The following is a 26,059-nucleotide window of genomic DNA, read 5'->3' as shown; positions in this document are numbered from 1 at the left end:
TGGGGGAGGGTGGGTCAGGGGAGGTCGGCCGCAGGCGCCGTGATCCGCCGGATACGGCCTAAGCGGTGCGGTGCTCGCCGGGCTGCTGGAGGGCGTGCCGGGGGAGCGGGTCCGAGGGGGAGCGGACCGCGTGTACCACGGAAGGCGAGTCGGTCCTGCCCTCGGCGGGGTTCTTCGCGGCCGTTTCCTTCGCCGCAGGAGGCGCGGCGGGTGCGGCGGGTGCGGCGGGTGCGACCGCGGCGGGCGCGGGCCGGGTGCTCAGCCGGTGGCTTGCGGCCTCGTCGAGGCTGACCGGGCGCTGCTGCTGGGCGGCAAGCCGGCCGGCTTCGTGGCCGAGGAGGGCGATGTCCTCCCAGCGGAGGCGGAGCACCAGGCGGAGCTCGGCCTTCCCATCCGGAAGGGCTTGCAGGGGAAGGGAGTTGAGATCGCTCATGCGGCGGTCCTCCAGGGGTTCGGCAGCGGTACGGCGGGCTGGTCCCGCACGCCGGTCCGCGGACGTGTGCTGAGTCATACGGCGCCCGGCCGGACCTCGTTCAGCTCCGGCGCCGAACGTTTCCCGGGTCCTGGCCGTATATCTGAAGGAGCCGCAGGGAGTGCTGCAGGACGTTCAGCAGCGCCAGACCTCAATGGAGCCGCCATGCGCACGCGTCGCCGTCGTGCCCCCGTACTCGTCGCCGCCCTGCTCGCCGCCACCGCGCTCGCCGTGGCCGGCTGCGGCATGGACAGCGGCGGCGGCACGGCTGCGCCCGGCACCGGGGCCCGTGCGGATGCGGCGGACGCGGGTGACGCGGGTGACGCGGGGGGTGTTGGGGAGCCGCTCCGGTTCTCGGGCACGACGCTCGAGGGGAAGCCCTTCGACGGCGCGAAGCTGGCCGGGAAGCCGGCGGTGCTGTGGTTCTGGGCGCCGTGGTGCGGCACCTGCCGCGGCCAGGCCCCTCAGGCCGCGAAGCTCGCCAAGACCTACGAGGGCCGGGTGAACGTCGTCGGTGTGGCCGGTCTCGACAAGCCCGGGCCGATGAGGTCCTTCGTCTCCTCGCGGAAGGTCGGCGGATTCCCGCATCTCAACGACGAACAGGGAAGTATCTGGAGGAAATTCGAGATCTCCCAGCAGAGCTCCTTCGTCCTGCTGGACAAGGACGGCAAGGTCGTGCACAGCGGTGTTCCCTCGGGCCCGGAGGAGCTGGACAGCCGCGTCGCGAAACTGGTCGGGTGAGGGCGCGGATGCGGGCGCACGTGAGGGTGAGGGTGCGGCCACGGGCGCCGGCCGCCGAGCCGTCTCCCGTACGGTCCCGGCCGTACGGGAGACAGCTCGGCACGTCGGTCAGGCGATGCGCCAGGCACTACGCCGGACGTTACGCGGAGCCTGAGCGGTCAGCCGCACTTGCGGCCGCTGTTGATGCAGAAGACGGCCTTGCGCATGAGGGAGGACGACATCACGTTGATGAAGTCCCCGTGGTCGGTGACCGGCTTGTGGAGCTGCTCCGGGAAGCTGTCGACGGCGAAGACCGAGCCCGGCCTCACGTTGTACGTGATCCGCTGGACCAGTTGCGGAATGGCCCGGAAGCCGCTCGGGCAGGAGCCGTCCTGACGGGCGAAGGCCACGTGCGTACGGTGGTTGGCACTGTCGATGTCCGCGCCGTCCCAGCAGCTCTGGAAGTTGAAGGTGCGGACGACCCTGCTGCCGCTCGGGCAGAGCGGGTACTTGTCCTTGAGCTGGCGGTTCTCGAAACCCGTGCAGCTCCACGAGGCGTTGGCGTTGGTCGTCCCGTTGGTGAACGCCTTGGCGTCACCGGTGATGATGCGCAGGAAGCGGGGCATGGCCGTGACTTTGCCGACCGGGCTTCCGCGGAAGGTGAGCTTGACCGAGGCCGGCTGGAGGATGCGTCCCACGTTGCCGTCCTGGCCGCCGCCGGGGGCGTCGGCGTCGGCCTCCCGCTGCCCGTCGCGCAGCCGCAGCACGGGCCAGTAGTGCGTGGAGCGATCGCCGTTGGAGCAGGTGGTGCCGGCTGCGGCGAGGCTCTCGTTGGAGGAGAAGGCGCTGGTGTCGAGGTTGCCGACGTAGTCGTGCTTGTGGTGGGCGCCGTTGCTCACACCGGGGGCCACGATGACGTTGTCCGAGTTGAAGTGCTTTTTCTCGTTGCGGCCGCAGCGCGATGTGAACGTGCCCGTGGACGCGCCGCTGCGGGCGCGCGGCTTGGCCGCGGCCGGCCGCACCTTCCTGATGTCCACGAAGTCGGACTTGTTCGGGCCACTCGCGGCCGGTGCGGAACTCGCGTTCGGGGCGGGGGAACCCTTCGGAGCAGGGGAGGCGGAGGCAGCCGGGGCAGCGGCGTCCCGCTTGAGCGTGCAGGCCGCCATGGAGGCGAGGTTGTCGGGACTCGTACCGACCCGGTCGATGGCCGTACCGATACGGTCGAGGGCGGTGCTGCGCTGCTCTGCCAGCGGGTCCAGGACCTGCGAGTTCACCCACTGCCCGCTGCTCGCCTCGCCCGAGGCGGCGAGTCGCCGGTACGCGTCAGCCACCTGGCTGTCCATCCGCGCCAGTTCCGCGTCCACCTCGGGGCGCGCCTGCTGTGGCACCTGCGAGAGCCGGACGGCGACGTCCGGGCAGTCGATGGTCGCCGCCGTCGCCTGCCCCGTCGTCCCGGGTGCGGAGGCCGACGCCTCCCCGCCCGCCTCGGCGTCGTCGGTGATCAGTACGATCCCTCCTCCGCCGAGAGCCAGAGCGGCCACTGCCGCAACTGCCGTACCGATGACACGGGAACGTCTGTGGCCCTTCTTCTTCACTAGGGGCCCCTTTCCGATCGTTGTCCCTCGCCGGGGGCCGCCTTCCGGGGCCTGGCCCGGCCGGATACGCACCGAGCCCTCCCCTGGCCCGGTGGGGACGGCTCGGCGCATGGAGAGATACGGATGGGAACGCTCTCGTGCTCGATGCGGCAGCGGGAAGCCGACGGGCCCGGCCCCGGGCAGCCGCGCCGGCAGGCCGCCGAGGGGGCCGATTTTGCGCCGATCACCGCCGTTCGGCCACCGAGCGCGCTCGTCCGGGATTCAACGGTCATCCCGGCCAATGGCGGTGAGTTGAGGACACGACCCGACCGCAACTCCGCTTAGCGTCGTCCACAGACCTGCCGGGCCGCCGATGACAGCGGTCAGGTCACCGGACGAAAGGACGACGTGGCATGGATCTGAAGCTCGAACTCGTGGCGGTGCCGGTCTCCGATGTGGACCGGGCGAAGGCCTTCTACACCGAGAAGGCCGGCTTCAACGCCGATCACGATCACACGGTCAGCGACGAGATCCGCTTCGTCCAGCTGACACCCCCGGGGTCGGCCTGTTCGATCGCGCTCGGGACCGGCATCACGGACATGCGGCCGGGCTCTCTGAAGGGCCTGCAGCTGGTGGTCTCGGACATCAAGGCCGCACGTGCCGAGTTCGTCGAGCGGGGTCTGGAGGTGAGCGAGATCCAGGACTTCCCCTGGGGCTCGTTCGTCTTCTTCAGCGACCCTGACGGCAACGGCTGGGCCGTGCAGCAGATCCCCTCCCGCGATTAGGGGGATCCGCCCGCGGAGGTGCGCCGGGCGCGACGCTGCCACACGCTGGGAGCATGAGTCACGGCGCACGGGCTCCGATCGTCGTTCTGCGGGTGATGCCGGGCGACCCCCCGTTCCGCATCGTCGAGATCAACGGCGCCCCGGCAGGAATCGCCCACGACATGCTGGACGTGGTCCGGCTGGCGCAGCATGCGGGGCTACGGCATGTGGATCTCGACGATCCGGCGTACGTGAGGTGGGTGGGCGGCGACAAGTACACCTGGACGCTCTGAGCCGGGCGTATCCGAGCTACGGAGTGCGGGTGCGGGGTCGCGGAGTTGTCGGCGCAGCTGAATCGCTGAATCGCTGAGTCGTCGAATCGCTGAGTCGTCGAATCGCTGAATTACTGAGACGGCAGAGTCGCGGTGCGCGACTGTACGCTCACCGACCGCTGTCGGGGAAGCGCCAGCGGGTCTGGCCGTACTTGCCCTTGGCGAAGCCGAAGACCGTCGCGGGGGCGACCCGGTAGACCAGAGCGGTGCCGCCGTCCTCCGTGTGGAAGGCGCCGTCGCGGACGTCGAAGTGCCATTCGGTGCCGTACTTCGCCTCGTAGGCCTCCGCAAGCCTGATGAGCGCTGCGTGGTCGGTCACGTTCACGGCGTTGCCTTCCGCGACCAGGTCGAGCCCCTCGCGCAGCGCGTTGCACCCGGTGGTCAGCACGCAGTGGGTGTTGGTCCGCAGGTTCTTCGCCTTCCGCTCGGCGGGACCGGTGCAGAAGTGGAGGCCGTCGTCCAGCCAGACCGCCAGGAGGGGGGTGACGTGCGGGCGGCCGTCGGGGCGCACGGTGGTCAGCCAGTACAGCTCGGCGGTCTCGAGGCGCTCGCGCGCCGTCGGCCACGGGGTCGGGGACGCGCCTTTGCTGCTGTAGCGCGCGTCCAGCTCTGTGACCGGTTCCCTGCCTGCCATGGTTCTTCTCCCTGCGTGGCTGAGTGTCGCCGAATCGGTCGGCTGTAGACGAGACACCGCGGTACCGCCGGATTCATCGGTGCACCCGGACGGACTCCCGTCGCCGGGAGCCCGTCGCCCTGGGCCCGCCCAGGAGCCCCCGCCAGGAGCCCCCCGCCCAGGAGCCCCCCGCCGTCACCCGGCCGACGACGCAAGCCGGGGCGTCCTCGTACGGTCGCCCCGGCTTTGCCCGGAGAGGTACTACTGACCAGGAGTTACGGGGCTTGCGGGAGCTTCCGGAGTTGCGGGCATCTCGGCGCCGCCGGACATGCCGGGACTGACGGACGCGCCGGCTCCGCCGGACGTGCCGGCGTTGGCGGACGCCCCGGGGTTGGCGGAACTGCTGGACACGCAGGACTCACTCTGTTCGCCGGCGTGGGGGAGAAGGCCGCCGAGGATGCCGGGGGTGACGTTCTTGGAGCACATCTGCATGTTTCCGTGGGGCCCGTCAGCCGCCTCGGCGACGGCCGGCGCGGCGACGAACAGGGCGCCGCACAGCCCGGCACCGACAGCGGACAGACGCATCACGTTGCGCATGGGAACCTCCTGTTTGAGAGCGCGGTGGTTCCACCGTGTCTTGGAGATCACCGCGCCGCACGCGGGCTTACTGCGACCGGGGTGATCAGGCGTCAGAAAACAATGTGCGTGCAGTGACGGCATGTCAGGTCCTCAGACCATGGGCCCAGCTATGAGCCCGTAGCCTGACGACCACTACCAGGTGATGCGCCGTCACAAGGCGCGGCACGAGCCACGTGACGGAGAGGACGACGACGGTGGACGGAACGCAGCGGACATCCGGGGAGGGCGCCGACGCGCCGGTCATCGTGAGCAGCGAGCCGGGCTCCTTCCCGTACGGCGTCTGGCACGAGCGCCATCCCGCTCTCTTCCGGAAGCTGGGCGACGCCTTCCCCTTCACTCCCGCTCAGCGGCGGGCGCTCGACGGGCTCCTCGACGAGACCCTCAACGGCGTCATCGAGCCGCTGCCGGACACTGCCCACGACCATGCGGTGTGGTCGGGCGCATGGGATGGCGGACACTACGGCAAGCGGTGGACCGACGCGCCTTTCCTGTGGGCAGAGAGCTACTTCTACCGCCGTCTGCTCGGGGCGGTCGGCCACTTCGGCCCGGGGCCGTGGCGGGGTATCGACCCCTTCGGGCCGTCCAAGGAAGCCGAGCTGAACAGCGCCCTCGTCGACGGGGAACTCGCCGCTCTCGACACGGTCGAGACCTCCTCCGACGAGGCGCTGACGGACGCACTCTTGCAGGCTGCCCTCTGGGGCAATCGCGCAGACCTTGGCTTCCTCATCACCGCGGACGACACCCGGCAGGCCGATTCCACCCCGCCTCTGGTCGCCGACGACCGCGCGGTGCTCCATACGCTGCTGCGGACCGCGGCCGAGCGCGGCGGCAAGGGAGGCAGCGGAGACGGTGGCGGTGGCGGAGACGGAGGCGGTGGCGGTGGCGGTGGCGGAGGCGGTGCCGGAGGCGGAGGCGGAGACCGCATCGTCATCGTTACCGACAACGCGGGCCGCGAGCTCATCCCCGATCTCGTTCTCGCGGATCACCTCCTCACCAGCGGGCGCGCCGCACAGATCACCCTCCAGGTGAAGCCCCACCCGTACTACGTCTCCGACGCCACCACCGCCGATGTCCTGGCGAGCCTGCGGAGGCTGAACCGGGCCCCCGGCCGGGCGGGCAGCACCGGCAGCCGCCTCTGGACGGCGCTGCGGGAAGAGCGGGTGACCCTCGGCGCGCACCCGTTCTTCTGCGCTCCTCTGCCGTACGAGGAGATGCCCGACGACCTGCGGCGAGAGTTCGCGTCGGCGGCGCTCACGATCCTCAAGGGCGACCTGAACTACCGCCGTCTGGTGGGCGACCGGCACTGGCCTGCCACCACGCCCTTCGCGGAGGTCACCGGCTATTTCCCGGGCCCGGTCGCGGCGCTGCGGACGCTGAAGTCCGACGTCGTGACCGGCCTCTCGGCCGGAATGCTCGCGTCGCTGGACGCGTCGGGGGAGCCGTGGCGCACGAACGGCCGCCACGCGCTGATCCAGGCCAGGCCGTGACGCCGGGCCCTGACGGCGCGGCAGGGCCCTGGTTCCGGGGCGAGAGAAGCCGGGGCGGCCGCGTTCCGGCCGCCCCGGCGCCTGCAGCGGGGGCTCTGTACGGGTGTGTCAGCTTCCGGGGTTGACGGAGCTGCTGGTGACGCAGGATTCGGCTTGGTTCCCGGTGTTGGGGAGGAGGCCGCCGAGGATGCCGGGGGTGATGTGCTTGGAGCACATCTGCATGTTGCCGTTGGGGCCTTCGGCGAAGGCGGGTGAGGCGAGGGCGAGGGCGCCGCCGAGTGCGATGCCGACAGCGGCCAGGCGGATGACGTTGCGCATGGGAAACCTCCTGTGAGAGCGCGTGAGACCACGGTGTCCCGCTGATCAGCACGCCGCACGCGGAAGTACTGCGACCGGGGCGGAAAGGTGACGGACCGTCGGCGTGTCGGGTGACAACGTGTCAGCTCGCGCTTTCAGGTCGGCGGCCTCCCGGGTGCACGCGAGGAGCCCGGTGTCCGGGGCCACCGCGGCCCGCGCCCAGGCGGCTACGCGTCCTCAGTGGGCGTGCCCCGATACCAGCGCCGCCCGGAGGCTCCGAACTCCACGAACTCCGGGTCGAGCACCTCGTACACCAGCTCCGGGGATGCCCGCACTTCGGGTCGAGGATCCGCAACTCGGCCTCGATCACGGTCCGGACGGCCTGGACCGATTGCTCCCGTCCGGTGCACCCGTCATGCCGGACACCCTAGGAACCACGGGCTCCGGTGGCGACGGCATGTGGTGACGGCACCGGCACTGCGACATATATTCGCAATTAAAGACGCCCAGAGTCTGGGGTCGGACCGGACCCCGCACTTCCCCTGCCTCATCCCTCATCCCATTCCCGTTTTCCATTCCCGTTCCCCAGCGAAGGAGGGGCCCGCCGCATGAGTGGACCGCCACAGGTGCACGGCGCGCGCTTCGCCGATCGCGTGGCCGTGGTGACCGGAGGAGCATCGGGCATTGGCGCGGCCACCGCCGCCCGCCTGGCCGACGAGGGCGCCGCCGTCGTCCTCGCGGACGTCGCGGACGAGCGGGGCAAGCACGTCGCCGAGGCGATCCGCGCACGCGGCGGCCGCGCGGAGTTCGTCCGGGCCGATGCCGCGGACGAGGACGACTGGCGCCGCGTCATCGACGCCGCCCACGCCACCGGCCCCGTCGGCGTCCTCGTCAGCAACGCCTACATCGATCACCTGACACCGGCTCACGAGACCTCCCTCGCCTCGTGGGACCGGCAGGTCGCGGTGAATCTGACCGCCGGATTCCTCGGCGTCCGTGCCGTCCTTCCCGACCTCCGCGAGCGCCGCGGAGCCGTCGTGCTGACCTCCTCGGTGCACGCGCACCACGGCATCCCCCGCCACCCCGCGTACGCCGCGGCCAAGGGCGGGCTGCTCTCCCTGTGCCACCAGCTCGCCGTCGAGTACGGGCCCGAGGTGCGGATCAACGCCGTACTGCCGGGACCGATCCTGACGGCGGCCTGGGACCGGGTGCCGGAGGAGGACCGGCAGCGCAGCGTCGCCGGAACCGCCGCGCGCCGCTTCGGCACACCCGAGGAGGTCGCGGCGGCCATCGCCTTCCTCGCGGCCGACGAAGCCTCCTACATCACCGGAACGAGCCTGGTCGTCGACGGCGGCTGGAGCGTCGTCAAGGCCTCGGCCTGAGCACGTGGACCTGGACCTGGACCTCGACCCGGACCTGGATGCATCACTGGCCCTGCGCCTGGCCCTGCGCCTGGACCCGGACGCCCCCACAGAGAGCCACAGAAAGGCAGGAACGACATGACGCCGTACGTGCGCCGCGGGCTCCACGGGCAGACCGTGGAGACCCTCGCGCGCCGGGTGTTCAGCGGCGAGATTCCCGAGGGATCGACTCTCGATCTCGTGGCCCTGCAGCGCGAGTTGGACGTCAGCCTGACCGCTCTGCGGGAGTCACTGAAGGTGCTCGCCGCCAAGGGGATGGTCGACGCCCGGCAGAAGCGCGGCACGTTCATCCGCGCCCGCGCCCACTGGAACCTGCTCGACGCCGACGTGCTCCGCTGGCAGCTCGCCGCGGGCTGCGCGTCGGGCGACGACAGCAGCCTGCTGCGCAACCTCGGGGAGGTCCGGGGCATCGTCGAGCCCGCCGCGGCCCGGCTGGCGGCCGAGCGTCGCACCGGCGCCGACCTCGACGCCCTGGAGGCGGCCCTCGCCGCGATGGGGGAGGAGGACGCGGACGACGGGGAGGGAGCGAGCCCCGCCCACGCCGTCGAGGCCGACCTCGCCTTCCACCGCGCGCTGCTGACCGCCACCCACAACGAGCTGCTGGAGCGGATGGAGATGGTCATCGAGTCCGGTCTCGCCCACCGCGACCGCATCGTCCACAGCTCCCTCCACCACGACGATCCGGTGCCCAGCCACCGGGCCGTGCTGGAGGCCGTACGGGCGCGGGATCCGGACGGCGCGGAGGCGGCCATGCGGGCGCTGCTCGACAAGGCCCTCCGCGACCTCGACAAGGCGCTGGGCGACCTCGGCACAACTCTCCGCGACCCCGGCGAGGTCCGCGGCGCCGCGAACGGGAAGGCGGTACGTGACCGGTGAAGATCGCTCGTATCGAAACGTTTCTCGTGCCGCCCCGCTGGCTGTTCTGCCGGATCGAGACCGATGACGGGGTCGTCGGCTGGGGCGAGCCGGTAGTCGAGGGGCGCGCCGAGGTCGTCCGCGCGGCCGTCGACGTCCTCGCCGAATACCTCGTCGGGCGGGATCCGCTGCGGATCCAGGACCACTGGCAGGTGCTGAGCAAGGGCGGCTTCTACCGGGGCGGGCCCATCCTCTCCAGCGCCGTCGCCGGCCTCGACCAGGCCCTGTGGGACATCGCGGGCAAGACCTACGGGGCCCCCGTGCACGCGCTGCTCGGCGGGCCCGTACGCGATACCGTCCGCGTCTACGCCTGGGTCGGCGGCGACGAACCGGCCCAGCTCACCGAGCAGATCACCGCCCAGATCGAGGCGGGCTTCACCGCGGTGAAGATGAACGCGGCGGGCCGGGTGGCGCCGATCGCCACCCCTGCAGAGACGGCCGCGGTCATCGAGCGCGTCACCACGGCCCGCGAGGTGGTGGGCCCGCACCGGGACGTGGCGGTCGACTGCCACGGCCGCTTCACCCCAGCGGGAGCCCGCCGCCTCCTGGCCGAACTCGCCCCGCTGCACCCGCTGTTCGTCGAGGAGCCGCTGCTGCCCGAGCAGACGCACCTGCTCGCCGGACTCGTCAGCGGCAGCCCGGTGCCGGTCGCCACCGGCGAACGGCTCTACGACCGGCCCGGATTCCTGCCCGCCCTGACGGCCGGGATCGCCGTCGCCCAGCCCGACCCGTCCCACGCGGGCGGCATCACCGAGGTGCACCGCATCGCCGCGCTCGCCGAAACCTACGGCGCCCAGCTCGCCCCGCACTGCCCGCTCGGCCCCATCGCGCTCGCCGCAAGCCTGCAGATCGCCCTCGCCGTACCGAACTTCCTCATCCAGGAGCAGAGTCTGGGCATCCACTACAACAAGGAAGCCGACCTGCTGTCGTACGTCGTCGATCCCGAGCCGTTCCGCTTCACCGCGGGGCACGCCCGGCGCACCGAGCTCCCGGGGCTCGGCGTCACGGTCGACGAGGCGGCGGTACGCACGGCCGACCGGCGCGGACACGCCTGGCGCAACCCGGTCTGGCGGCACGCCGACGGCTCCTTCGCCGAATGGTGACGGAGGAACTTTCGTCAACCGGCCCCCGGCAAACGGCCCCCGGCGGCCCGACGGCCGCAGGCGCCCGGCCATGACCGCGACTCGGACGGAGCAGAGACGATGACCGACGCAGAGACGATGACCGACGACGTACCAACGCCGCGCTGGGCGGACCGGCTCGAACTGGGCGAGGGCATCCGCTGGACCGACGGCAGGCTCGTGCTCGTCGACATCCTCGCCGGACGCCTGCTCGAGGCCCCCGGCGAGAGCGGCACCGGCCCTGCCCCTGCCTCCACCTCCGCCCCCGCCGCCCTGCGCCTGCTCGCCGAACTGCCCGTGCCACTGGGCGTTGTGGCTCCGGTGGCCGGCCGCCCGGGAACCTGGATCGCCGCGGCAGGGACCGGTATCTGCCTCATCGCCCCCGACGGCACCCTCGACTGGCTCGCCAGGCCCGAGGACGATACGCCCGCGCACTCCCGTATGAACGACGGCACTGCCGACCCGCACGGCCGCTTCTGGGCGGGCAGCATGGCGTACGACGCCACCGAGGACGCGGGATCGCTCTACCGCGTCGACCCCGGCGGCACCGTCACCCGTGTCCTGGACCGCATCACCGTTCCCAACGGCCCCGCGTTCACGGCCGATGGGACGGCGATGTACCTGGCCGACAGCGCCCGCGGCGTCATCCGGCGCTACCCGGTCGACCCGGGGACCGGCACGCTTGGCGCGCCCGAGCCCTTCGCCTACGTCGAGGACGCCAGCCCCGACGGGATGACCGTCGACCAGCAAGGTCGCCTGTGGGTCGCCATCTGGGGCGGGGGCGCCGTCCACCGCTACCTGCCGGACGGCACGCTCGACCGCGTCGTCCCGGTACCGGCCATCCAGCCCGCCGGAGTGTGCCTCGGGGGTCCGGACGGGCGGACCCTTCACATCACCAGCGCCCGGATCGGCCTGGACGCGCCGGGCCCGCTGGACGGCGCGGTCTTCACACTGCGCGTGGACACCCCGGGCCTCCCCACGATGCCCTTCCGCCCCGCTGGGCCCGGCTGACCCCGAATCTTCGTCGCCCAACGCACGGTCGGTCATCACGGGCTCCCGCCCCTCCGACAGCTTTCGGCGCGCTCGGCGCGGAGACGGCCCAGCATCGCGTGAGCCTGCTCGACGGTCTCCAGGTCGCGATGCTCGATGCCCCAGCGCAGAGCGCGCACGGCAGCCACCGCGGCGTACGCGGCGCACGCACGGCGCTCATCGCCGGTGAGCTCGCGCCCGTAGCCCTCGTAGAACGCGGACCGAAGACCGGAACGGGCGTGCAGGATCCCGTACTCCAGGCGGCATAAGTCGCGACGCACTGCGGGCTCGACACAGGTCCGCTCGAAGCCGATGACGCGCAGCAGCTGTTGCTCCTCGTCCCACAGCCAGTTCCGAGGCTGGAAGTCGGCGTGCGCCACCACCTGCGGCCGGGCCGGCGGCGGCTCCTCGGTGATCGCACGGACCAGCGCGTCGTCCTCGGCGGTCAGGTACAGCGCGCCGCCGTTGAGCGCCGCCTCCACATCCGCCGCCCAGGACGTCCCGATATCCGGCCCGATATCCAGGCTGGAATCCGTCCCGGATTCTGTCCCGCATTGCGTCCCCCGTTCAGCCCCGGCTTCCGTCCCGCTTCCCAACCCATCCCGCCCCGGCTCCGGTTGGCCGACCGGCGCGGAGTGCAGCAGCGCGAGCAGATGTCCGGCCTGCCGGTAGGCCTCGCGCTCCCGTTCCGGCGCCGGCGGACGGCAGCCCAGGCTGCGCCCGGGCACCGCGGTGACCACGATGGCCTGCGCCGCGGTGTCGGCGGCCGCCAGCACAGGGGCGCGCCCCTCGCCGAGCGCCGAGGTCCACCTCCGGTACGCGGTGACCTCCCGGCGGTGCCCCTTCGGGCCCGTATGCCGTTTGGCGAACCACCGCCGCCCGTCGAGGCCCTTCACCTCCCAGACGGCGGGCCGGCCGGAGCCGCCCCAGGAGTGATCGGCGGCAATGGTGAACTCGCCCGCCACTGAGGCCACCAGGCGACGGATATCCCTGGGCATCTCAACCACGATGTCTCCCCCCTTCCGTTCAGGCACCGGCGTGCGTGCCCCTGCCCCTGCTCCCCGGCCGGTCGGCCCGGTCGGCCCGGTCGGTCCTGCCGGTCCGGTCGGTCCTGCCGGTCCGGGCTCAGCGCCGGTGAGTGACTCACCGGCCACCCATGGTGACCGGGTGTTGGTAGAAGGATGCCAACTGCCACTGACATCGGGACCCCATCGCGCGTACAGCAGTCGGCTACGGCAGCCGCGAGCCACGTACATCCGGGTCCAGTGCCCGCCCCGCGGATCTGACGCTCTATCGTGGATGCCATGTCCGCCCCTGAACTGATCCGCATCGTCTCCCGTTCCTCGCCCATGGCCCTCGCCCAGGTGGAACGGGTCCGCACCGAGCTGGCCGCCCTCCACCCCGGCATCCGTACGGAGGTTGTGCCGGTCACGACGTCGGGCGACCGCTGGATGGGCGACCTGGCGAAGCTGGGCGGGAAGGGCGCGTTCACCAAGGAGGTGGACGCCGCGCTGCTCGCGGGGGAGGCGGACCTGGCGGTGCACTGCGTGAAGGACGTGCCCGCGGACCGGCCCCTCCCGGCCGGCACGACGTTCGCGGCCTACCTGAAGCGCGACGATATCCGGGACGCCCTGATCCACCCCGGCGGACTCACGCTCGACGAACTGCCCGCGGGCACCCGTATCGGCACCTCCTCGGTCCGCAGGATCGCGCAGCTCGCCGGCTCCCACCCGCATCTGGAGTGCGTGCCGATGCGCGGTAACGCCAACCGCCGCCTGGAGAAGCTGCACGCCGGGGACGCGGACGCGCTGCTGCTCGCCGTGTCGGGACTCGAGCGCATCGGCCGCACCGACGTCATCACCGAGATCCTCTCCGTGGAGACGATGTGCCCGCCGATCGGCGCCGGGGTCCTGGCCCTGCAGTGCCGCGAGGACGACACCGCCACCATCGACACCGTGAGCGGGCTCGGCGACCCGGACGCCTTCCGGGAGACCACGGCCGAGCGGATGTTCCTGCACGTCCTGCAGGGCCACTGCAACTCACCCATCGCCGGGTACGCGAGGTCCGAGCGCAATGGCGGGCTGTCGCTGCGGGCCCGCGTCTTCACTCCGGACGGCAAGACCGTTCTCGACGCCCACGAGTGGGCGGGCCCGCTCGACCCGGCGACGCTCGGCACGTCCGTCGCCGTAGCACTGCTGCGCCAGGGCGCGCGCGAGCTGATCGACGGCATCGCGGGTCACTGAACCGGGCGGGCGTCACGGGAGAGGCCGGCCGCGCGACGCCGGGGGCGCGGCGCGTCTCGTCGCGTCGCGTCACGGCGCATCGTCACCGAGCGGGAACGCCCCTGCCGAGCCTGTCGTGTGACCAGTTCGGCGGGACCCCGGCGGCCCTGCACACGGCGATGTACAGCAGGATCGGGTGGGTGTACGGCACGGTGTCGTCGGGCCAGTGGATCAGGCGGGGGACGGCGGGCCGCGGGACTGCTCCCGCGCGTCCTGCGCGCGCTCCTACGCGTCCTAAGCGTCCTACGTGTCCTACGCGTCCCTCGCGTTCCTCCTGGAGCGGTGCGGTCACATAGGCGCCGACCGAATAGCGCGCCATGGGCGGCCATGTGACCCCGTATTGGGACTTGGACGGGACGACCCACCACCATCGCTCGCTGTCGGCGAAGACGCACCCCACCCGGGGCAAAGCGTCCATGATCCGGGGCCCGTGGTGCCGGTCCACCCCGACGGCGTCGCATCCGAGGGCTGTCGGTAGGGCCGACGGTATCTCAAGGCGCCGCCGACGGGCGGGTTCCACCCGCTGTCTCCGCTGTCCGAGCAGGCCGGACAGACGGGTCACCAGGTCGAGGCCGTGAGTCATGGGCGGGACCCGCCGTGGGGCCGGGCCGGCTCGCGCCTGTGCCGGCGCAGAGCGCGGGGTCGCTCGCGCCTGTGCCGGCGCACGCCGTTGCCCGAGAAAGGGCCTGCCGTCGTACGAGACGTCATCGCCTTACCGAGCGCCACGGCGATTCCTATCGGTGGGGGGCTTGCCGGACTCTCTGCACCACAGCCACGTGGACCGCGTCACCACGATCAATATGGTTGCAGCCGCTGACACTTGGCAAGACCCACTCTGGACATTGCAGAGTCGGAAGTGCAGTGTGTCCAGGCCTTCCCGAGTCATGGCACACTGCCGACATGAGCGTGCGGGGAGACGCGACGTGAGTGAACCGCGGTCGGCACCGACCGTGGGTCAGGTCGTTCTCGGCAAGCGCCTCCAGGACCTGCGCGAGAGGGCAGGTCTGAAGCGCGATCAGGCCGCCCGGGTGCTCCGCGTCGCCTCGGCCACGATTCGCAGGATGGAGACGGCCGAGGTCGCCCTGAAGATCCCTTACGTGCGGATGCTGCTCGAGGCCTACGGGATCACCGGCGAGGAGGCCGAGGCCTTCACCGAGCTGACCGAGGAAGCCAACAAGCCCGGCTGGTGGCAGAGGTTCCACGACATCCTGCCGGACTGGTTCAGCGTGCACGTCAGCCTGGAGGGTGCGGCGAGCCTCATCCGGGCGTACGAGCCCCACTTCGTCCCCGGCCTGCTCCAGACCGAGGATTACGCCCGCGCCGTGCTGCGGTCCGGTGCTCTCGGACGGGCCAGGCCCGACGACCTCGAGCGGTACGTGGCGCTGCGCATGGAGCGCCAGAGTCTGCTCACCCGTCCGAACGGCCCCAGGCTGTGGGTGGTGATGGACGAAACGATTCTGCGCCGACCCGTCGGAACGCCGGATGTGATGCGGGCCCAGGCTGACCGGCTCCTGGAAGCGGCCCGTATGCCCAAAGTCACGTTGCAGATTGCCGAGTTCGCCTCGGGACATCATCCCGGCACCTACGGGCCCTTCGTCCTCTTCCGGTTCGCCCTCCCCGAACTGCCCGACATGGTCTACGTCGAATACCTGACGGGCGCCGTCCATCTCGACGAGCGCAACGAAGTGGCCTCATATCTCGAGGTGCTGGACCACATGGCGGCCCAGGCGGCGACCGCACAGCGGACAAGAAAAATCCTCACAGAATTCCGCAAGGAGATCTGAATGGACCGCATATACAACGGCATGCGCGCCACCGACCTCGGCAGCGAGGGCTGGCACAAGCCGTGGAGCGGCGGCAACGGGGGAAACTGCGTCGAGGCCATGAGACTGCACGACGGCCGGGTGGCGCTGCGCCAGTCCAACGATCCCGAAGGCCCCGCACTGATCTACACCAGCGGCGAGATCCTGGCGTTCATCGAGGGAGCGAAGGCCGGTCAGGCCGACTTCCTGCTGCCGGAATGGGAGCGCTGACCGTCCCTCATCGCACTCCTGCACTTCGTACCGGACGAAGACGACGCCTACGGGCTCGTCCGGAATCTCGTCGGCACGCTGGCGCCGGGCAGCTACCTCGTCTTCTCTCATATCACCGGAGACTTCGACCCGGGAGGCGACGGAGCGGCAGTCGCGCTCTACGGCAAGGAGGGCGTGACGCTCCGGCCGCGCTCCCGCGCCGAGGTCGCCGCATTCTTCGAGGGCCTCGAACTCGTCGGCCCCGGGCTCGGCCCGGTGGCGCACTGGAGCACACCGGCGGCGGCCGGCCACGTGGGAAGGGCCGTTGGGCTACGAGGTCGAGCAGCTCGCCGTCACGGCAGCCCGTGATGTCGCGTTCGCGCACTCACGCCTTCAGCCCGGGACCACTGACAATCCCGGGCTTCCTCCTCACCGCGCGGCGTGGCCGGGAAGCAGCCCGGACAGCATGTTGATCACCTCGTCCAGCGGTCGTACGGGGGTGGACTGGTCCGTCATGACCGTGACGTGATCGTGCACGACCACGTACGTGATCATGTCCCGCGCGTTCTCGTCGACCGTGCGCCGTGGCAGCCGCTCGAAGTCCGCCGACTTCAATGCCTCGCGCAGCGAGCGGAGTTGAGTGGGCCTCAGGGTGCTCTTCGGGCCGTTTCTGCCCTTGTCGAGGGTGGTGTACGTGCCGTCGTCGAGGACGCGGATCTGTTCCTGGCGTCCGGCGAAGCCGCCGCTGACGACCATCTCGACCAGGACCGGTGCCGGTACCTTCCGGTCCTCGGAGGCGGAGGCGGAGGGGGAGGAGGACGGGGGCGGCGTCCGCTGCTGGTCAGCCGGCGAGGACGTGGGCGACGAGGGCGTGGCCGGCGAGGGCGACGGTGCAGGGGAGCCGTCCTGCCCACCGGTGCCGGTGCAGCCCGACACGAACACGAACAGCACAGCGGCTGCCGACAACGCCACCGCCGCACCTGTCCTGCCGTTCCGGAATCTCTCGGTCACGGTGACTCCTTCCCATCGCGCTCGTGTGGCATCAGTCAATGATCCTGCCGGACCTGCCGGACCTGCCGGACCTGCCGGACCTGCCGGACCTGCCGGACCTGCCGAACCCCGCCGCGCTCCGCGCAGCGGAGAGCAGAGACCCCATTGAGCATCTGTAGGAATCCGCGGCCCGAACTTATGGCATCTGTCTATGGGTGTCGCAGAGCGTGGCTCCTACCTTGAGTGCTGCGCGACACCACGCACGTGCGGCACCACCGGTGACCAGGGACGTCACCACGGTGCCCCGGGTGGCTGAGGAATGTGCGCGCGCACCAACGCGCACCAACGCGCACGAACACAGGGCCGCCGTGACGCACAACCTGCGGTGCCGGCCGAGCCCCCTGGCGGCGGAAACCCCGAGGCCGTCACAACGGCAAGCAAGCCGTCTCGCTCACGCCCCCCGACGCTCACACCACCTATTGATGGAAGTGACCCATGAGCACCGCAGGCAGAACCCGTCCACGCACCGGCATTCTCCGCCGCCAGCCGATCACGGGCGGAGCCGCGCCCGAGGAACGCAGCGGCCTGAAGCGCACGCTGGGGCTCTGGCAGCTCACCGCGATCGGGCTCGGCGCCATCATCGGCGCCGGCATCTTCTCCCTGGCCGGCACGGTCGCCAACGGGACCGCGGGACCGGGCGTCAGTCTCTCCTTCATCATCGCCGGGATCGCCAGCGCCGCCGCGGCGCTGTCCTACGCCGAGTTCGCGGGGCTCATCCCGCGTTCGGGATCCGCCTACACCTACAGCTACGCGGTGCTGGGCGAGGCCGCCGCCTGGATGATCGGCTGGGACCTGCTGCTGGAGTACACGGCGATCGTCGCCGTGGTGGCCATCGGTATCTCCGGGTACTTCTCCTTCCTCCTCGACGGGCTCGGGGTCGATCTGCCGGCGTGGATGCTCGGCGCTCCGGGCACCGGCTCAGGCCACCGGGTCGACCTGTTCGCCGCGCTGCTGTGCCTGCTGATCGCCTGGCTGCTCAACCGCGGCATGAAGACCAGCGCACGCATCGAGACGATTCTCGTCTTCGTCAAAATCGCGATCGTCGTCGCGGTCGTCGTGGTCGGCGTGTTCCACGTGAAGTCCGGCAACCTGAGCCCGTACCTGCCGTACGGTTTCGGCGGCGTGGTCACGGGAGCGGCGACCGTCTTCTTCGCCGTCTTCGGATACGACGCGATGAGTACGGCAGCGGAGGAGTCCAAGGACGCCCAGCGCAATCTGCCCAAGGCGATCGTGCTCTCGCTCGGCATTGCCATGGTGCTCTACCTGCTCGCCTGCGGGGTGCTGACCGGCATGCAGCGCTACAACCACATCGACCCGGAGAGCGCCTTCTCCTCGGCCTTCGAGGCCGTCGGCCTGCCCGTCTTCGCCGACGTCATCGCGGTCGGCGCGATCGTCGGCATCCTCACGGTGCTGTTCTCCTTCATGCTGGGCGCCTCCCGCGTCTGGTTCGCGATCAGCAGGGACGGCCTGCTGCCCGGCTGGTTCGCGAAGGTGCACCCCCGCACTCAAGTACCGCATCGCCCCACCTGGATCGTCGGCGTGGTCTCCGCGGTCATGGCCGGCCTGATGCCGATCAACGAGGCCGCGGAACTCACCAACATCGGCATCCTGCTGGCCTTCGTGGTGGTCTCCGCCGCCGTGATCGTGCTGCGCTACCGCTCTCCGCACCTCCCACGGACCTTCCGCTGCCCGGGCATGCCGCTGGTCCCCGTCCTCGGCATCGTCTTCTCGCTGTGGCTCATCTCCCAGCTGCAGCCGATGACCTGGGTGCGCTTCCTGGTCTGGGCCGTGCTCGGCGTCGTCGTCTACGCCCTCTACGGCTACCGGCACTCCAAGCTCGGGCTCGCCGGGGGAGCGCCGGGCGGACCGGACGGACCCGGTGGACCGGACGGACCCGACGGACCGGCTGGACCGGACGGAGCAGGCAGGACGGGCGCCACCGTGGCCACCACGACCGCCGCCGGCCCCGACGGCAGTCCCAAGGGCAGCCCCAACGGCAGCGGTGAGCAGGAGAACCAGTCGTTCCGATGACCGCAGTCACGGCATCAGACCCTTCCCTTGACGGCGCCTCACCCGAGCACGAGGAGGACCGGGCCACCCCCGGTGTCCAACGCGCGGGCGGCGGGGCATGTTTCGTCGTCATCGGAGGAGACGTGGCCGGCAGGGCCTGCGGATCGCTGCGCTCTGCCGGCCACCTCGTCCACCACCTCGGCCGGCCCACGGACGCGGAGCTGCGCCGTGTGCTGGACCAGGAGGTGGCAGGCGTCGCGATCCTGCTCGACGACGACGTCGAGGCCCTGCGCTACGCGCTCGCGGTGGAACACATCCGCCCCGCCGTCACGCTCGTGGTGACGATCTTCGACCGGACCGTGGCCGAGCAACTCGTACGGGTGGTCCCCAACTGCCGGGTCACCTCACCCGCCGACGTCGTCGCCCCGACCTTCCTGGCCGCATGCGTCGAGCCCGGACTCCTGGCCCTCACCCGGACGTCCTCGGGCCACGTCGCCGCCCGGCGGCACGGGGACCACGTACGCCTCACGCCGTACCGGCCGCCGCGCTCCCTGAAGAACCGGGCATGGCTGGGGCGGATCCGGGGGCAGCTGCGGCCGCACGACGGCAGCTCGCGGATCATGCTGACGGGCCTCGCCGGGCTGCTCGCCGTACTGGTATCCGACTGGGGCTGGTCCGTGGCCGTCAACCACCGGCCGCCGGTCCAGGCGTGGTTCGAGGCGGTGCGTACGGTCTCCACCGTCGGCCCGGGATCCGCGCACGGCTCGGACGCCTACCTGGTGTTCTCCAGCGTCGCGATGCTCATCACCGTCGTCTTCACCGCCGTCTTCACCGCGGGCATGGTGGACCGCCTGCTGGCGCCGCGCTCGGTCGGCATCGTCGGCGCCCGGACCCTCCCCCGGGCGGGCCACGTGGTCGTCGTCGGACTGGGGCAGGTGGGCCTGCGGCTCTGCACCCAACTGCAGGACCTGGGCATGGGCGTGGTCGCGGTCGAGCGCGACCCGGCCGCCCCGAACCTCCGGCTCGCCAGGGCCCTCGGCGTACCCGTCGTCGTCGCGGACGCGACGGACCGGTTCGTCCTGCACAAACTGGGCCTCCACCGGGCGCAGGCGATGGCCGCCGTCTCCTCGGACGACCGCGACAACATCGCCGTCTCCGTGGCCGCCCGGGCGATCGCACCCGAACTGCGCGTGGTCATGCGGGCAGGCGACCACGAGGCCATCGCGGAGACCCAGTCGCTGTTCAGGATCGGCATCGTGCACGACCTGGGCAGCATGAGCGCCGCGTACGCGAGCGCCAGCCTGTGCGGGCTGCGGCCGCGCGGCGTGCTGGCACACGGCAAGCGGTTGCTGGTGGAGTGCGCGGACGGACGCTTCGTGCCCTGGCCCCACGCCGGCCGGTGCGGTCACGAGGACGACGGGGCCGAGCCCCGGGAGTGACCGCCGTACCGGCCCCCGGCCGCGGGAGCCGCGCTACGCGAGAACGCACTCGGGATACATCTGGGACATCTGCCAAACCGGTCCCGCTGCATGCCCGGCATCCGTATTGTCGGCTCCCGCAGACCCCTCAACTCTCTGCGGAATCACCGACCCGGAGAGGCCAGTCCTCGCGCGTGGCGACGCCTGCCCCAAGGGAGAAGCGGATGACCTACCTGACCGTACCGGTCATGATCATCTTTGGGATCTTCCTGCTCGCCATGGTCATGGTGGGTATCTGGACGTACCAGGAGACCACCACCTTCTCCGACTTCGCCCTCGGCGGCCGCAGACTGAGCGCCCCGGTGGCGGCCCTGTCCGCGGGGGCCAGCGACATGTCCGGCTGGCTGTTCCTCGGCCTGCCCGGGGCCGTGTACGCGGCGGGAATCGGCGCCACATGGATCGCCGTCGGCCTGGTCATCGGCACCTATCTCAACTGGCGGCTCGTCGCACCGCGCCTGCGCACCTACACCGAGATGGCCGGCAACTCCGTAACCCTCTCCGCGTACTTGGAAGAGCGGTTCGAGGACGGCAGCAAGGTGCTGCGCACCGTCTCGGCGACCGTCATCGTCGTGTTCTTCACCGTCTACGTCGCGAGCGCCCTCATCGCAGGCGGCGTGCTGTTCGAGGAGATCTTCGGCGGTGGCTTCGAGTTCGCGCTCACCGTCTTCGCCGTGGTCATGGTCGTCTACACCTTTCTCGGCGGTTTCCGCGCCGTGAGCGTGACGCACTCCGTACAGGCCACGCTGATGTTCTTCGCGGCACTCGCACTTCCCCTGATAGGAATCGGGCTGCTCGGGGGCTTCGACGCGCTGGGCGGTGTGCTCGGCGCCAAGACTCCGGCGCTGCTGGACATGGGAGCCGAAGCCGGCTTCGACGACGGCGGGTGGGAAACCGGCAAGCCGCTCAGCGGCGTCGCGGTGATCTCCCTGCTCGCCTGGGGGCTCGGCTACTTCGGCCAGCCCCACATACTGGTCCGCTTCATGAGTATCCGCAGCACACGCGAGATCCCCATGGCCCGCCGCATCGGTGTGGGCTGGGTGATCGTCGTGCTGGCGGGTGCCTCGCTCGTCGGGCTCGTCGGGATCGCCGCGCTCGACGAGCCGCTCGAGAACCCGGAGACCGTCTTCATCGCGCTGTCCGCGCAACTGGTCAACCCCTGGGTCGCGGGCATCCTGCTGGTGGCCGTGCTGGCCGCCATCAAGTCCACGGCGGACAGCCAGTTGCTGGTGTCGGCGACCGCCCTCACCGAGGACTTCTACCGGGCGTTCCTCAACCGGCGCGCCTCGGACGCGTGCCTGGTGTTCGTAGCGCGCGGCACGGTCGTGGCCGTGGCCCTGGTCGCCTACGCGATCGCGCTCAGCGGCGGCGCCGTCCTCGACATCGTCGCGTACGCGTGGGCCGGCTTCGGCGCGGCCTTCGGCCCGGTGATCCTCCTGTCGCTCTACTGGCCGCGCATGACCAGGGCCGGGGCGATGGCGGGCATCGTGACAGGTGCGGTCACCGTCGTGGTGTGGAAGCGCATCGACCCACTCCTCGGGCCTCTCGAGACGGGCGTCTACGAGATGGTGCCCGGCGTGCTCGTCGCCACGGCCGCCGCGCTGTTCTTCGGCAGATTCGTCGGCCGTCCCCCGCTGCGCGACTGGTACGGCCCGATGGACAACCGAACCCCTCAGCGGATGATGGCCGGCTGAGCCCCTTCCCCGTGGGCGGGCGGGCTCATGGCTCAGACCGCGAGAACCCTCGCCTCCTTCTCCGGGGCGAGACCGACGGAGGGGCGGTCGGGCCGCCGGGGCGCTTCTCCGCCCAGGCTCCTGAGCCAGGCCCAGGTGTCGGCCACGGTCTCGGCGACGGGGCGGCAGCGCAGCCCGGCGGAGACCGCCTTGGACACGTCCCCGCGGTGCAGGGTGTCGTACAGCTCGCCCGGAGGGAGCCAGACCGGGAACTCCGTCCAGGGCTCGATTCCCGCCGCGAGGACCCGCTCCGGATCCAGCCAGCGCAGCTCGGCGCCGGAACCCGTGACGCGCGCGCACGTCTCCAGCAGTTCGCCCATGGTGGTGTGGCCCGGCGGGCTGACGAGGTTGTACGGCCCGCCGAGCCCGCGTCCGGCGGCGCCGAGGGTCCACGCGGCGAGGTCGCGGGCGTCGATGTACTGCAATGCCAGCTTGCGCGGTCCGGGGGCGGGAACCGGGCCGCCCCGTGCGATCCGGTTCAGCCACCACGGCAGCCGGCCGATGTTCTCGTAGGGGCCGAGGATCAGTCCGGCCCGCACCAGCAGCGCCCGGTCGCCGAAGACCTCCGCCGCGGCGAGTTCCCCGCCGCGCTTGGCCTGCGCGTACTCGACCTCGCCCGCGTCGGGCGAGGCGTCCACCAGCGGGGCGTCCTCGGCCGAACCGGCCGCGGCGGGAAAGGAGTACACCGACCGGCTGGAGACGTAGGCGTAGTGCCCGGCCCGGTCGGCCAGCAGCCGGGCCGCGTCCCGTACCGCCGACGGTGCGCCCGACCAGGTGTCGACGACGAGGTCCCACTCACCCCGGCCGAGGGCCGCCAGACCGCCCGCGGCGCCGCGGTCCCCGTGCAGCGCCGTGACGCCCTGCGGCGGCTCATGGAGCCCGCGGTGAAACACCGTCACCCTCCAGCCCCGGGCCAGCGCCTCCTCCGTGACGGCACGCCCCACGAACTCCGTTCCACCCAGCATCAGAAGCCTCATGACGGCGACACTGCCCGCCGCCCGCGGCCGGTGGAACCTCTGCTTGCTCTCAGCGGAATCGCCGAGAGCTGAACCGGGCGGCGCCTACTTACGGAGCAGCAGGACCACGGCGGCCAGCACCGCGCCGAGCACGACGGCCGCGATGCCGTAACCGAGCCGGTGCGCCCGCAGACCCGGCAGGAACCGGTCCGCGGCCAAGCGGCCAGGCCCGGTCAGGGCGAGGGCGGCCGCGGCTGCCGTCAGCAGCAGCTCGTACTCCACGCCCTCGGGGGAGAAGAAGCCGCCGCCCCACTTCACGGCGATGGCGTTGACCATGGTGCCGGCCACGGCTGCGCCGGCCAGGGGGGTGAGCAGCCCGAGGACGAGACCGAGACCGCCGAGGGTCTCGGTCAGCCCGGCCACGGCGGCCATGGCCTTGCCGGACGGGTAACCGCTCATCGTGAAGAACTGCCCGGTCGCGTCCAGGCCCGCGCCGCCGAACCAGCCGAAGAGCTTCTGCGCGCCATGGACGGCCATGGTCAGTCCGAGGGCCAGGCGGAGCACCAGGAGCCCGGCATCGTAGGCGGGCAGGGAGGGGGCGTGACGGTCGGCCGGGGCGCCTGTCGCGGGGGTGGTACGGGTGCTGGCGGGCGATGTCATGGGGGTCGCTTTCCTGTGTCGGCGGTGGGGGGGGCGGGGCAGCAGGCCGCCACCGAGCAGATCTTGAAAGTTCAAGCTTGCTTCAAGCTACCAGACGGCGGACCGGCTTCGTGGGCCGGATCACCAATCACCTGCAGGGGGCCCGGAGGGTCCGTCGCCGTACTCCTCCCGCCAGCGGCGGAAGCGCTCGCGCTGCCAGGCCAGGGCACGTTGGATCTGGAGCGGGCTCAGTCCGGTCTCGGCCGCCAGCTGCTCCTGGCCGAGACCCTCGGGGTGGTGCCCCAGCGCACGGGAGATCCTTCCCGCCCACTGCTCCTCGTTCACGAACGGCCTTCGCCGGTACTGCTCCTGCAGCTCCTCCAGATGACGCGGGGAACAGGCGGTCAGGAACCGCTGCCCGTCCAGGTCCGGATCCCGGGCATGGATCACGGAGGAGTCCGGCACGAGCGCATGGACCTCCGAGCCGTTGGAGATCGTCACGCCGCACAGATCGCACAGCTCGGGGAGCAGCTCGTCCTCGTCCGGCTCGCCGTCATCGTCATCGACCACGGCGGATTCCTACCCGGCTCGTCCCGGACCGTCACCGATGCTGGTCACGGCCCCCGCGGTCGTACGTGTCGCGGACGGGGAATCCGGTCTGCTGGTGGTCGGCCGCCGGAGTCACCGGAAGACCCTGATGCCGCGGATCGGTGTCAGCGTCGTGCCGAGCGCTCGATGAACTCGTACGAGTCGGCGCCGCCCTGGCCGTCGAGGAGCTCGTAGCTGCCGACGGCCCAGTGCCTGCCGGTGTGGCCGACCGGAGCGAGGTCGGTGACGTTGTAGGACTGGGTCTCGCCGCCGGGGACCGTCGCCCCGGGCACCCGCGCCCAGCGCCGGCCGTCGTAGCGCCAGAAGACCGGCGGTCCCTCCCATCCGGTGGGGTCACCGGTGAGCCAGACGCTGCCGCGGCCGTCGCCGCTGAGCGCCTGCGGCGCCAGCCCTTCCACCGGCCCGGTGACGTCCCGCCAGGTCCGCCCGTCCCAGTGCAGCACCCTGGGCTCGTAGCCGTCGCCGCCGGTGGGGGAGGTGTGACCGCTCACCCAGACGCTGCGCGCGGACTCGGCATAGACGTTCGCGAGGCGCAGCCGGGTGTCGGGCAGCGGGACCTCGCTCCAGCTCGCGCCGTCCCAGTGCAAGGCCACCGGCCGCGACTTCTGCCCGACCAGGGCGAATCCGCCCACCGCCCAGGCGTCGGCGGCCGACCGCGCGTCGATGTCCGTGATGCCCGTGCCCGCGCCGAAGTCCGTGGTCCGCCACCGGCCCTTGACGTTGGTGCTGATCCGGTGGTCGCCGGCCAGCCAGATGCGGCCCTTTACGGCGGCGAGCTCGGAGAAGCCGTAGATCGCCCCTCCCGGCAGCGCCGGCAGGTCGACGCGCTGCCAGCGCCGCCCGTCGTAGTGCGCCACCAGCTCCTCGGTCTGACTCCAGCCGTAGGCCCAGACGTTACGGCGCGACACCGCGCTCACCGAGTGCCAGTAGCTGACCCGGGGCAGCCCGGCGCTGGGGTCCTGGCGCCATCGTTTGCCGTTCCACCGCAGAACGACGCCCTCCGGCACGCCGTCGAAGCTCTCGTGCCCCACAGCCCAGGCCGCGCGTGGGCCCGCCGCCGTCACCGAGCTCAGGTGCGCCCCCGACGACAGCCGGCCCGCCGAGGACATCTCCCAGTGGAGGGATCCGGTGGTCGTCCGTGGGGACGGGGAGGCGCCCGCGGCCGGGGCCATGAGTGTGGTCGTGGCCGCGACCAGTGTGATCACGGCGATCCTGACGAGGGCGCTCGCTCTCATGCTGTTCCTCCCCCTGCACGGCGTCATGCTCGAAAATTCGCCACGCCCGTGAACGCATGCCCGTGAATGGTCACCACACGGAAGACTCGTCAACCCGCAGTAGGGTTGTGCGTATTGCTGTGCACACCTGGCGGTCAGGGCTGATTCCCAGCCAACTCGGCAACCCTGGCCTGCAGTTCAGTCCTCGATGAGACAGCCAAGATCAGAGATGCGCTGCGCGACCGGATCAACCATGAGTTCGGAGCCGCGGCCCTCTCGGCCGGATTTCCACGCATCGTCTCCTACGTGATCAGTCAATGCTCCACGCTGGGCGCACTGCTGACGACGGCGGTCGAGACCCGGCGCAGAACGAAAGCGACCGCGTTCCGGAACTGGATCTACGAAATCGAGGGAAAGCTGCGCAACCAGGAGGACCTCGTCGGCATCAGGCAGGTCCAGGACGCGTTGCGACCGGCCGCGGTCGGCGCGCAGGGCCCGGGGTTCCGCCCACGCGTGATCGTCCTGCTGGTCCCGCTCGGCGAAGTCCCGGGCCTCTTGATCCACACCAACGTGACGGATTTTCACCCCACCCCTCACACCACGACCGCCAGGGTGATCCGTATCGTTGACGCGACCAGCAAGATTCGCCTCAACACCGGCCGCCGGTGCGCCGAGGCCCCCGGGGGATGACGGCT

26 protein-coding genes and 1 pseudogene are annotated in these 26,059 nt (G+C 71.3%); 16 read left to right on the top strand and 11 right to left on the bottom strand.

Annotated features, from left to right (window positions below; translation table 11 throughout):
* Positions 1-58 precede the first annotated feature (58 nt).
* Positions 59-433, bottom strand: a complete 375-nt coding sequence (locus tag ACTWQC_RS02040; RefSeq protein ID WP_443313721.1) for a hypothetical protein — start codon at positions 431-433, stop codon at positions 59-61.
* Positions 434-637: 204 nt separating this feature from the next.
* Between ACTWQC_RS02040 and ACTWQC_RS02035 the strand changes: the two genes are divergently transcribed.
* Positions 638-1,213 (top strand): redoxin family protein, encoded by a 576-nt coding sequence (locus ACTWQC_RS02035; protein WP_443313720.1) that lies wholly within the window; start codon positions 638-640, stop codon positions 1,211-1,213.
* Positions 1,214-1,371: 158 nt separating this feature from the next.
* On the opposite strand, the gene ACTWQC_RS02030 is transcribed toward ACTWQC_RS02035, so the two are convergent.
* Positions 1,372-2,733: a DUF1996 domain-containing protein gene (locus tag ACTWQC_RS02030; RefSeq protein WP_443313719.1), complete on the bottom strand. Its 1,362-nt coding sequence runs from the start codon at positions 2,731-2,733 to the stop codon at positions 1,372-1,374.
* A gap of 446 nt (positions 2,734-3,179) precedes the next feature.
* Here ACTWQC_RS02030 and ACTWQC_RS02025 point away from each other — a divergent pair, with 446 nt between their 5' ends.
* Positions 3,180-3,551 (top strand): VOC family protein, encoded by a 372-nt coding sequence (locus ACTWQC_RS02025; RefSeq protein WP_443313718.1) that lies wholly within the window; start codon positions 3,180-3,182, stop codon positions 3,549-3,551.
* A 53-nt stretch (positions 3,552-3,604) separates the two neighbouring features.
* The gene (locus ACTWQC_RS02020; RefSeq protein WP_443313717.1) at positions 3,605-3,823 is read left to right on the top strand and encodes a hypothetical protein; all 219 of its coding nucleotides are present in this window, start codon (positions 3,605-3,607) and stop codon (positions 3,821-3,823) included.
* Between the two features lie 148 nt (positions 3,824-3,971).
* Here the strand turns inward: ACTWQC_RS02020 and ACTWQC_RS02015 are convergent, their stop codons facing one another.
* Positions 3,972-4,496 carry a pyridoxamine 5'-phosphate oxidase family protein gene (locus ACTWQC_RS02015; protein WP_443313716.1) on the bottom strand — a complete coding sequence of 175 codons (525 nt, stop codon included), beginning with the start codon at positions 4,494-4,496 and terminating at the stop codon, positions 3,972-3,974.
* Between the two features lie 240 nt (positions 4,497-4,736).
* Entirely contained in the window at positions 4,737-5,072 is a 336-nt protein-coding gene (locus ACTWQC_RS02010) for a hypothetical protein (protein WP_443313715.1), read from the bottom strand.
* A gap of 236 nt (positions 5,073-5,308) precedes the next feature.
* Between ACTWQC_RS02010 and ACTWQC_RS02005 the strand changes: the two genes are divergently transcribed.
* Positions 5,309-6,601, top strand: a complete 1,293-nt coding sequence (locus ACTWQC_RS02005; RefSeq protein ID WP_443313714.1) for a damage-control phosphatase ARMT1 family protein — start codon at positions 5,309-5,311, stop codon at positions 6,599-6,601.
* 108 nt (positions 6,602-6,709) lie between these two features.
* Here ACTWQC_RS02005 and ACTWQC_RS02000 read toward each other — a convergent pair whose 3' ends face one another.
* Positions 6,710-6,919 carry a hypothetical protein gene (locus ACTWQC_RS02000; protein ID WP_443313713.1) on the bottom strand — a complete coding sequence of 70 codons (210 nt, stop codon included), beginning with the start codon at positions 6,917-6,919 and terminating at the stop codon, positions 6,710-6,712.
* A gap of 587 nt (positions 6,920-7,506) precedes the next feature.
* Between ACTWQC_RS02000 and ACTWQC_RS01995 the strand changes: the two genes are divergently transcribed.
* The 4 genes from ACTWQC_RS01995 to ACTWQC_RS01980 all read left to right on the top strand — a co-directional run bounded on the left by ACTWQC_RS01995 (position 7,507) and on the right by ACTWQC_RS01980 (position 11,366).
* Positions 7,507-8,280: an SDR family NAD(P)-dependent oxidoreductase gene (locus ACTWQC_RS01995; protein ID WP_443313712.1), complete on the top strand. Its 774-nt coding sequence runs from the start codon at positions 7,507-7,509 to the stop codon at positions 8,278-8,280.
* A 117-nt stretch (positions 8,281-8,397) separates the two neighbouring features.
* Entirely contained in the window at positions 8,398-9,195 is a 798-nt protein-coding gene (locus ACTWQC_RS01990) for a FadR/GntR family transcriptional regulator (protein WP_443313711.1), read from the top strand.
* The gene (gene dgoD, locus ACTWQC_RS01985; protein ID WP_443313710.1) at positions 9,192-10,337 is read left to right on the top strand and encodes a galactonate dehydratase; all 1,146 of its coding nucleotides are present in this window, start codon (positions 9,192-9,194) and stop codon (positions 10,335-10,337) included. Before ACTWQC_RS01990 ends, dgoD begins: the two co-directional genes overlap by 4 nt.
* 99 nt (positions 10,338-10,436) lie before the next feature.
* Complete coding sequence (locus ACTWQC_RS01980; RefSeq protein WP_443313709.1) at positions 10,437-11,366, top strand: SMP-30/gluconolactonase/LRE family protein; 930 nt, start codon at positions 10,437-10,439, stop codon at positions 11,364-11,366.
* A 35-nt stretch (positions 11,367-11,401) separates the two neighbouring features.
* Here ACTWQC_RS01980 and ACTWQC_RS01975 read toward each other — a convergent pair whose 3' ends face one another.
* A complete protein-coding gene (locus ACTWQC_RS01975) occupies positions 11,402-12,382 on the bottom strand; it encodes an aminoglycoside phosphotransferase family protein (RefSeq protein ID WP_443313708.1) in 981 nt (326 codons plus the stop codon).
* A 306-nt stretch (positions 12,383-12,688) separates the two neighbouring features.
* On the opposite strand from ACTWQC_RS01975, the gene hemC reads away from it, so the two are divergent.
* The 4 genes and pseudogenes from hemC to ACTWQC_RS01955 all read left to right on the top strand — a co-directional run.
* Entirely contained in the window at positions 12,689-13,627 is a 939-nt protein-coding gene (gene hemC, locus ACTWQC_RS01970) for a hydroxymethylbilane synthase (protein WP_443313707.1), read from the top strand.
* 962 nt (positions 13,628-14,589) lie between these two features.
* The gene (locus ACTWQC_RS01965; RefSeq protein WP_443313706.1) at positions 14,590-15,450 is read left to right on the top strand and encodes a helix-turn-helix domain-containing protein; all 861 of its coding nucleotides are present in this window, start codon (positions 14,590-14,592) and stop codon (positions 15,448-15,450) included.
* Positions 15,451-15,699: a DUF397 domain-containing protein gene (locus ACTWQC_RS01960; protein ID WP_443313705.1), complete on the top strand. Its 249-nt coding sequence runs from the start codon at positions 15,451-15,453 to the stop codon at positions 15,697-15,699. It begins immediately after the preceding gene.
* Positions 15,700-15,702: 3 nt separating this feature from the next.
* Positions 15,703-16,047, top strand: a pseudogene (locus ACTWQC_RS01955) (SAM-dependent methyltransferase); the annotation flags it as partial.
* Positions 16,048-16,107: 60 nt separating this feature from the next.
* Here ACTWQC_RS01955 and ACTWQC_RS01950 read toward each other — a convergent pair.
* Entirely contained in the window at positions 16,108-16,689 is a 582-nt protein-coding gene (locus tag ACTWQC_RS01950; RefSeq protein ID WP_443313704.1) for a hypothetical protein, read from the bottom strand.
* Between the two features lie 474 nt (positions 16,690-17,163).
* Between ACTWQC_RS01950 and ACTWQC_RS01945 the strand changes: the two genes are divergently transcribed.
* The 3 genes from ACTWQC_RS01945 (at position 17,164) to putP (ending at position 21,907) form a co-directional block, all read left to right on the top strand.
* The gene (locus tag ACTWQC_RS01945) at positions 17,164-18,759 is read left to right on the top strand and encodes an amino acid permease (RefSeq protein ID WP_443313703.1); all 1,596 of its coding nucleotides are present in this window, start codon (positions 17,164-17,166) and stop codon (positions 18,757-18,759) included.
* Positions 18,756-20,177, top strand: coding sequence for an NAD(P)-binding protein (locus ACTWQC_RS01940; protein ID WP_443313702.1), 1,422 nt, complete (start codon positions 18,756-18,758; stop codon positions 20,175-20,177). Before ACTWQC_RS01945 ends, ACTWQC_RS01940 begins: the two co-directional genes overlap by 4 nt.
* Before the next feature lie 203 nt (positions 20,178-20,380).
* Positions 20,381-21,907, top strand: coding sequence for a sodium/proline symporter PutP (gene putP / locus ACTWQC_RS01935; RefSeq protein WP_443313701.1), 1,527 nt, complete (start codon positions 20,381-20,383; stop codon positions 21,905-21,907).
* Between the two features lie 32 nt (positions 21,908-21,939).
* Here putP and ACTWQC_RS01930 read toward each other — a convergent pair whose 3' ends face one another.
* The 4 genes from ACTWQC_RS01930 to ACTWQC_RS01915 form a co-directional block, all read right to left on the bottom strand.
* Positions 21,940-22,923: an NAD-dependent epimerase/dehydratase family protein gene (locus ACTWQC_RS01930; protein ID WP_443313700.1), complete on the bottom strand. Its 984-nt coding sequence runs from the start codon at positions 22,921-22,923 to the stop codon at positions 21,940-21,942.
* 84 nt (positions 22,924-23,007) lie between these two features.
* Positions 23,008-23,562 carry a DoxX family protein gene (locus ACTWQC_RS01925; protein ID WP_443313699.1) on the bottom strand — a complete coding sequence of 185 codons (555 nt, stop codon included), beginning with the start codon at positions 23,560-23,562 and terminating at the stop codon, positions 23,008-23,010.
* 120 nt (positions 23,563-23,682) lie between these two features.
* A complete protein-coding gene (locus ACTWQC_RS01920; protein ID WP_443313698.1) occupies positions 23,683-24,111 on the bottom strand; it encodes a hypothetical protein in 429 nt (142 codons plus the stop codon).
* 143 nt (positions 24,112-24,254) lie between these two features.
* Positions 24,255-25,385: a hypothetical protein gene (locus ACTWQC_RS01915; protein WP_443313697.1), complete on the bottom strand. Its 1,131-nt coding sequence runs from the start codon at positions 25,383-25,385 to the stop codon at positions 24,255-24,257.
* Positions 25,386-25,670: 285 nt separating this feature from the next.
* Between ACTWQC_RS01915 and ACTWQC_RS01910 the strand changes: the two genes are divergently transcribed.
* Positions 25,671-26,054, top strand: coding sequence for a hypothetical protein (locus ACTWQC_RS01910; protein WP_443313696.1), 384 nt, complete (start codon positions 25,671-25,673; stop codon positions 26,052-26,054).
* Positions 26,055-26,059: the final 5 nt, after the last annotated feature.

Origin of the sequence: Streptomyces sp. 8N616 (genome assembly GCF_052246385.1) — a bacterium.
Taxonomy (GTDB): domain Bacteria; phylum Actinomycetota; class Actinomycetes; order Streptomycetales; family Streptomycetaceae; genus Streptomyces.
Note: the sequence above shows the minus strand (reverse complement) of the source record. Positions and strands in the feature narration are given on the sequence as shown.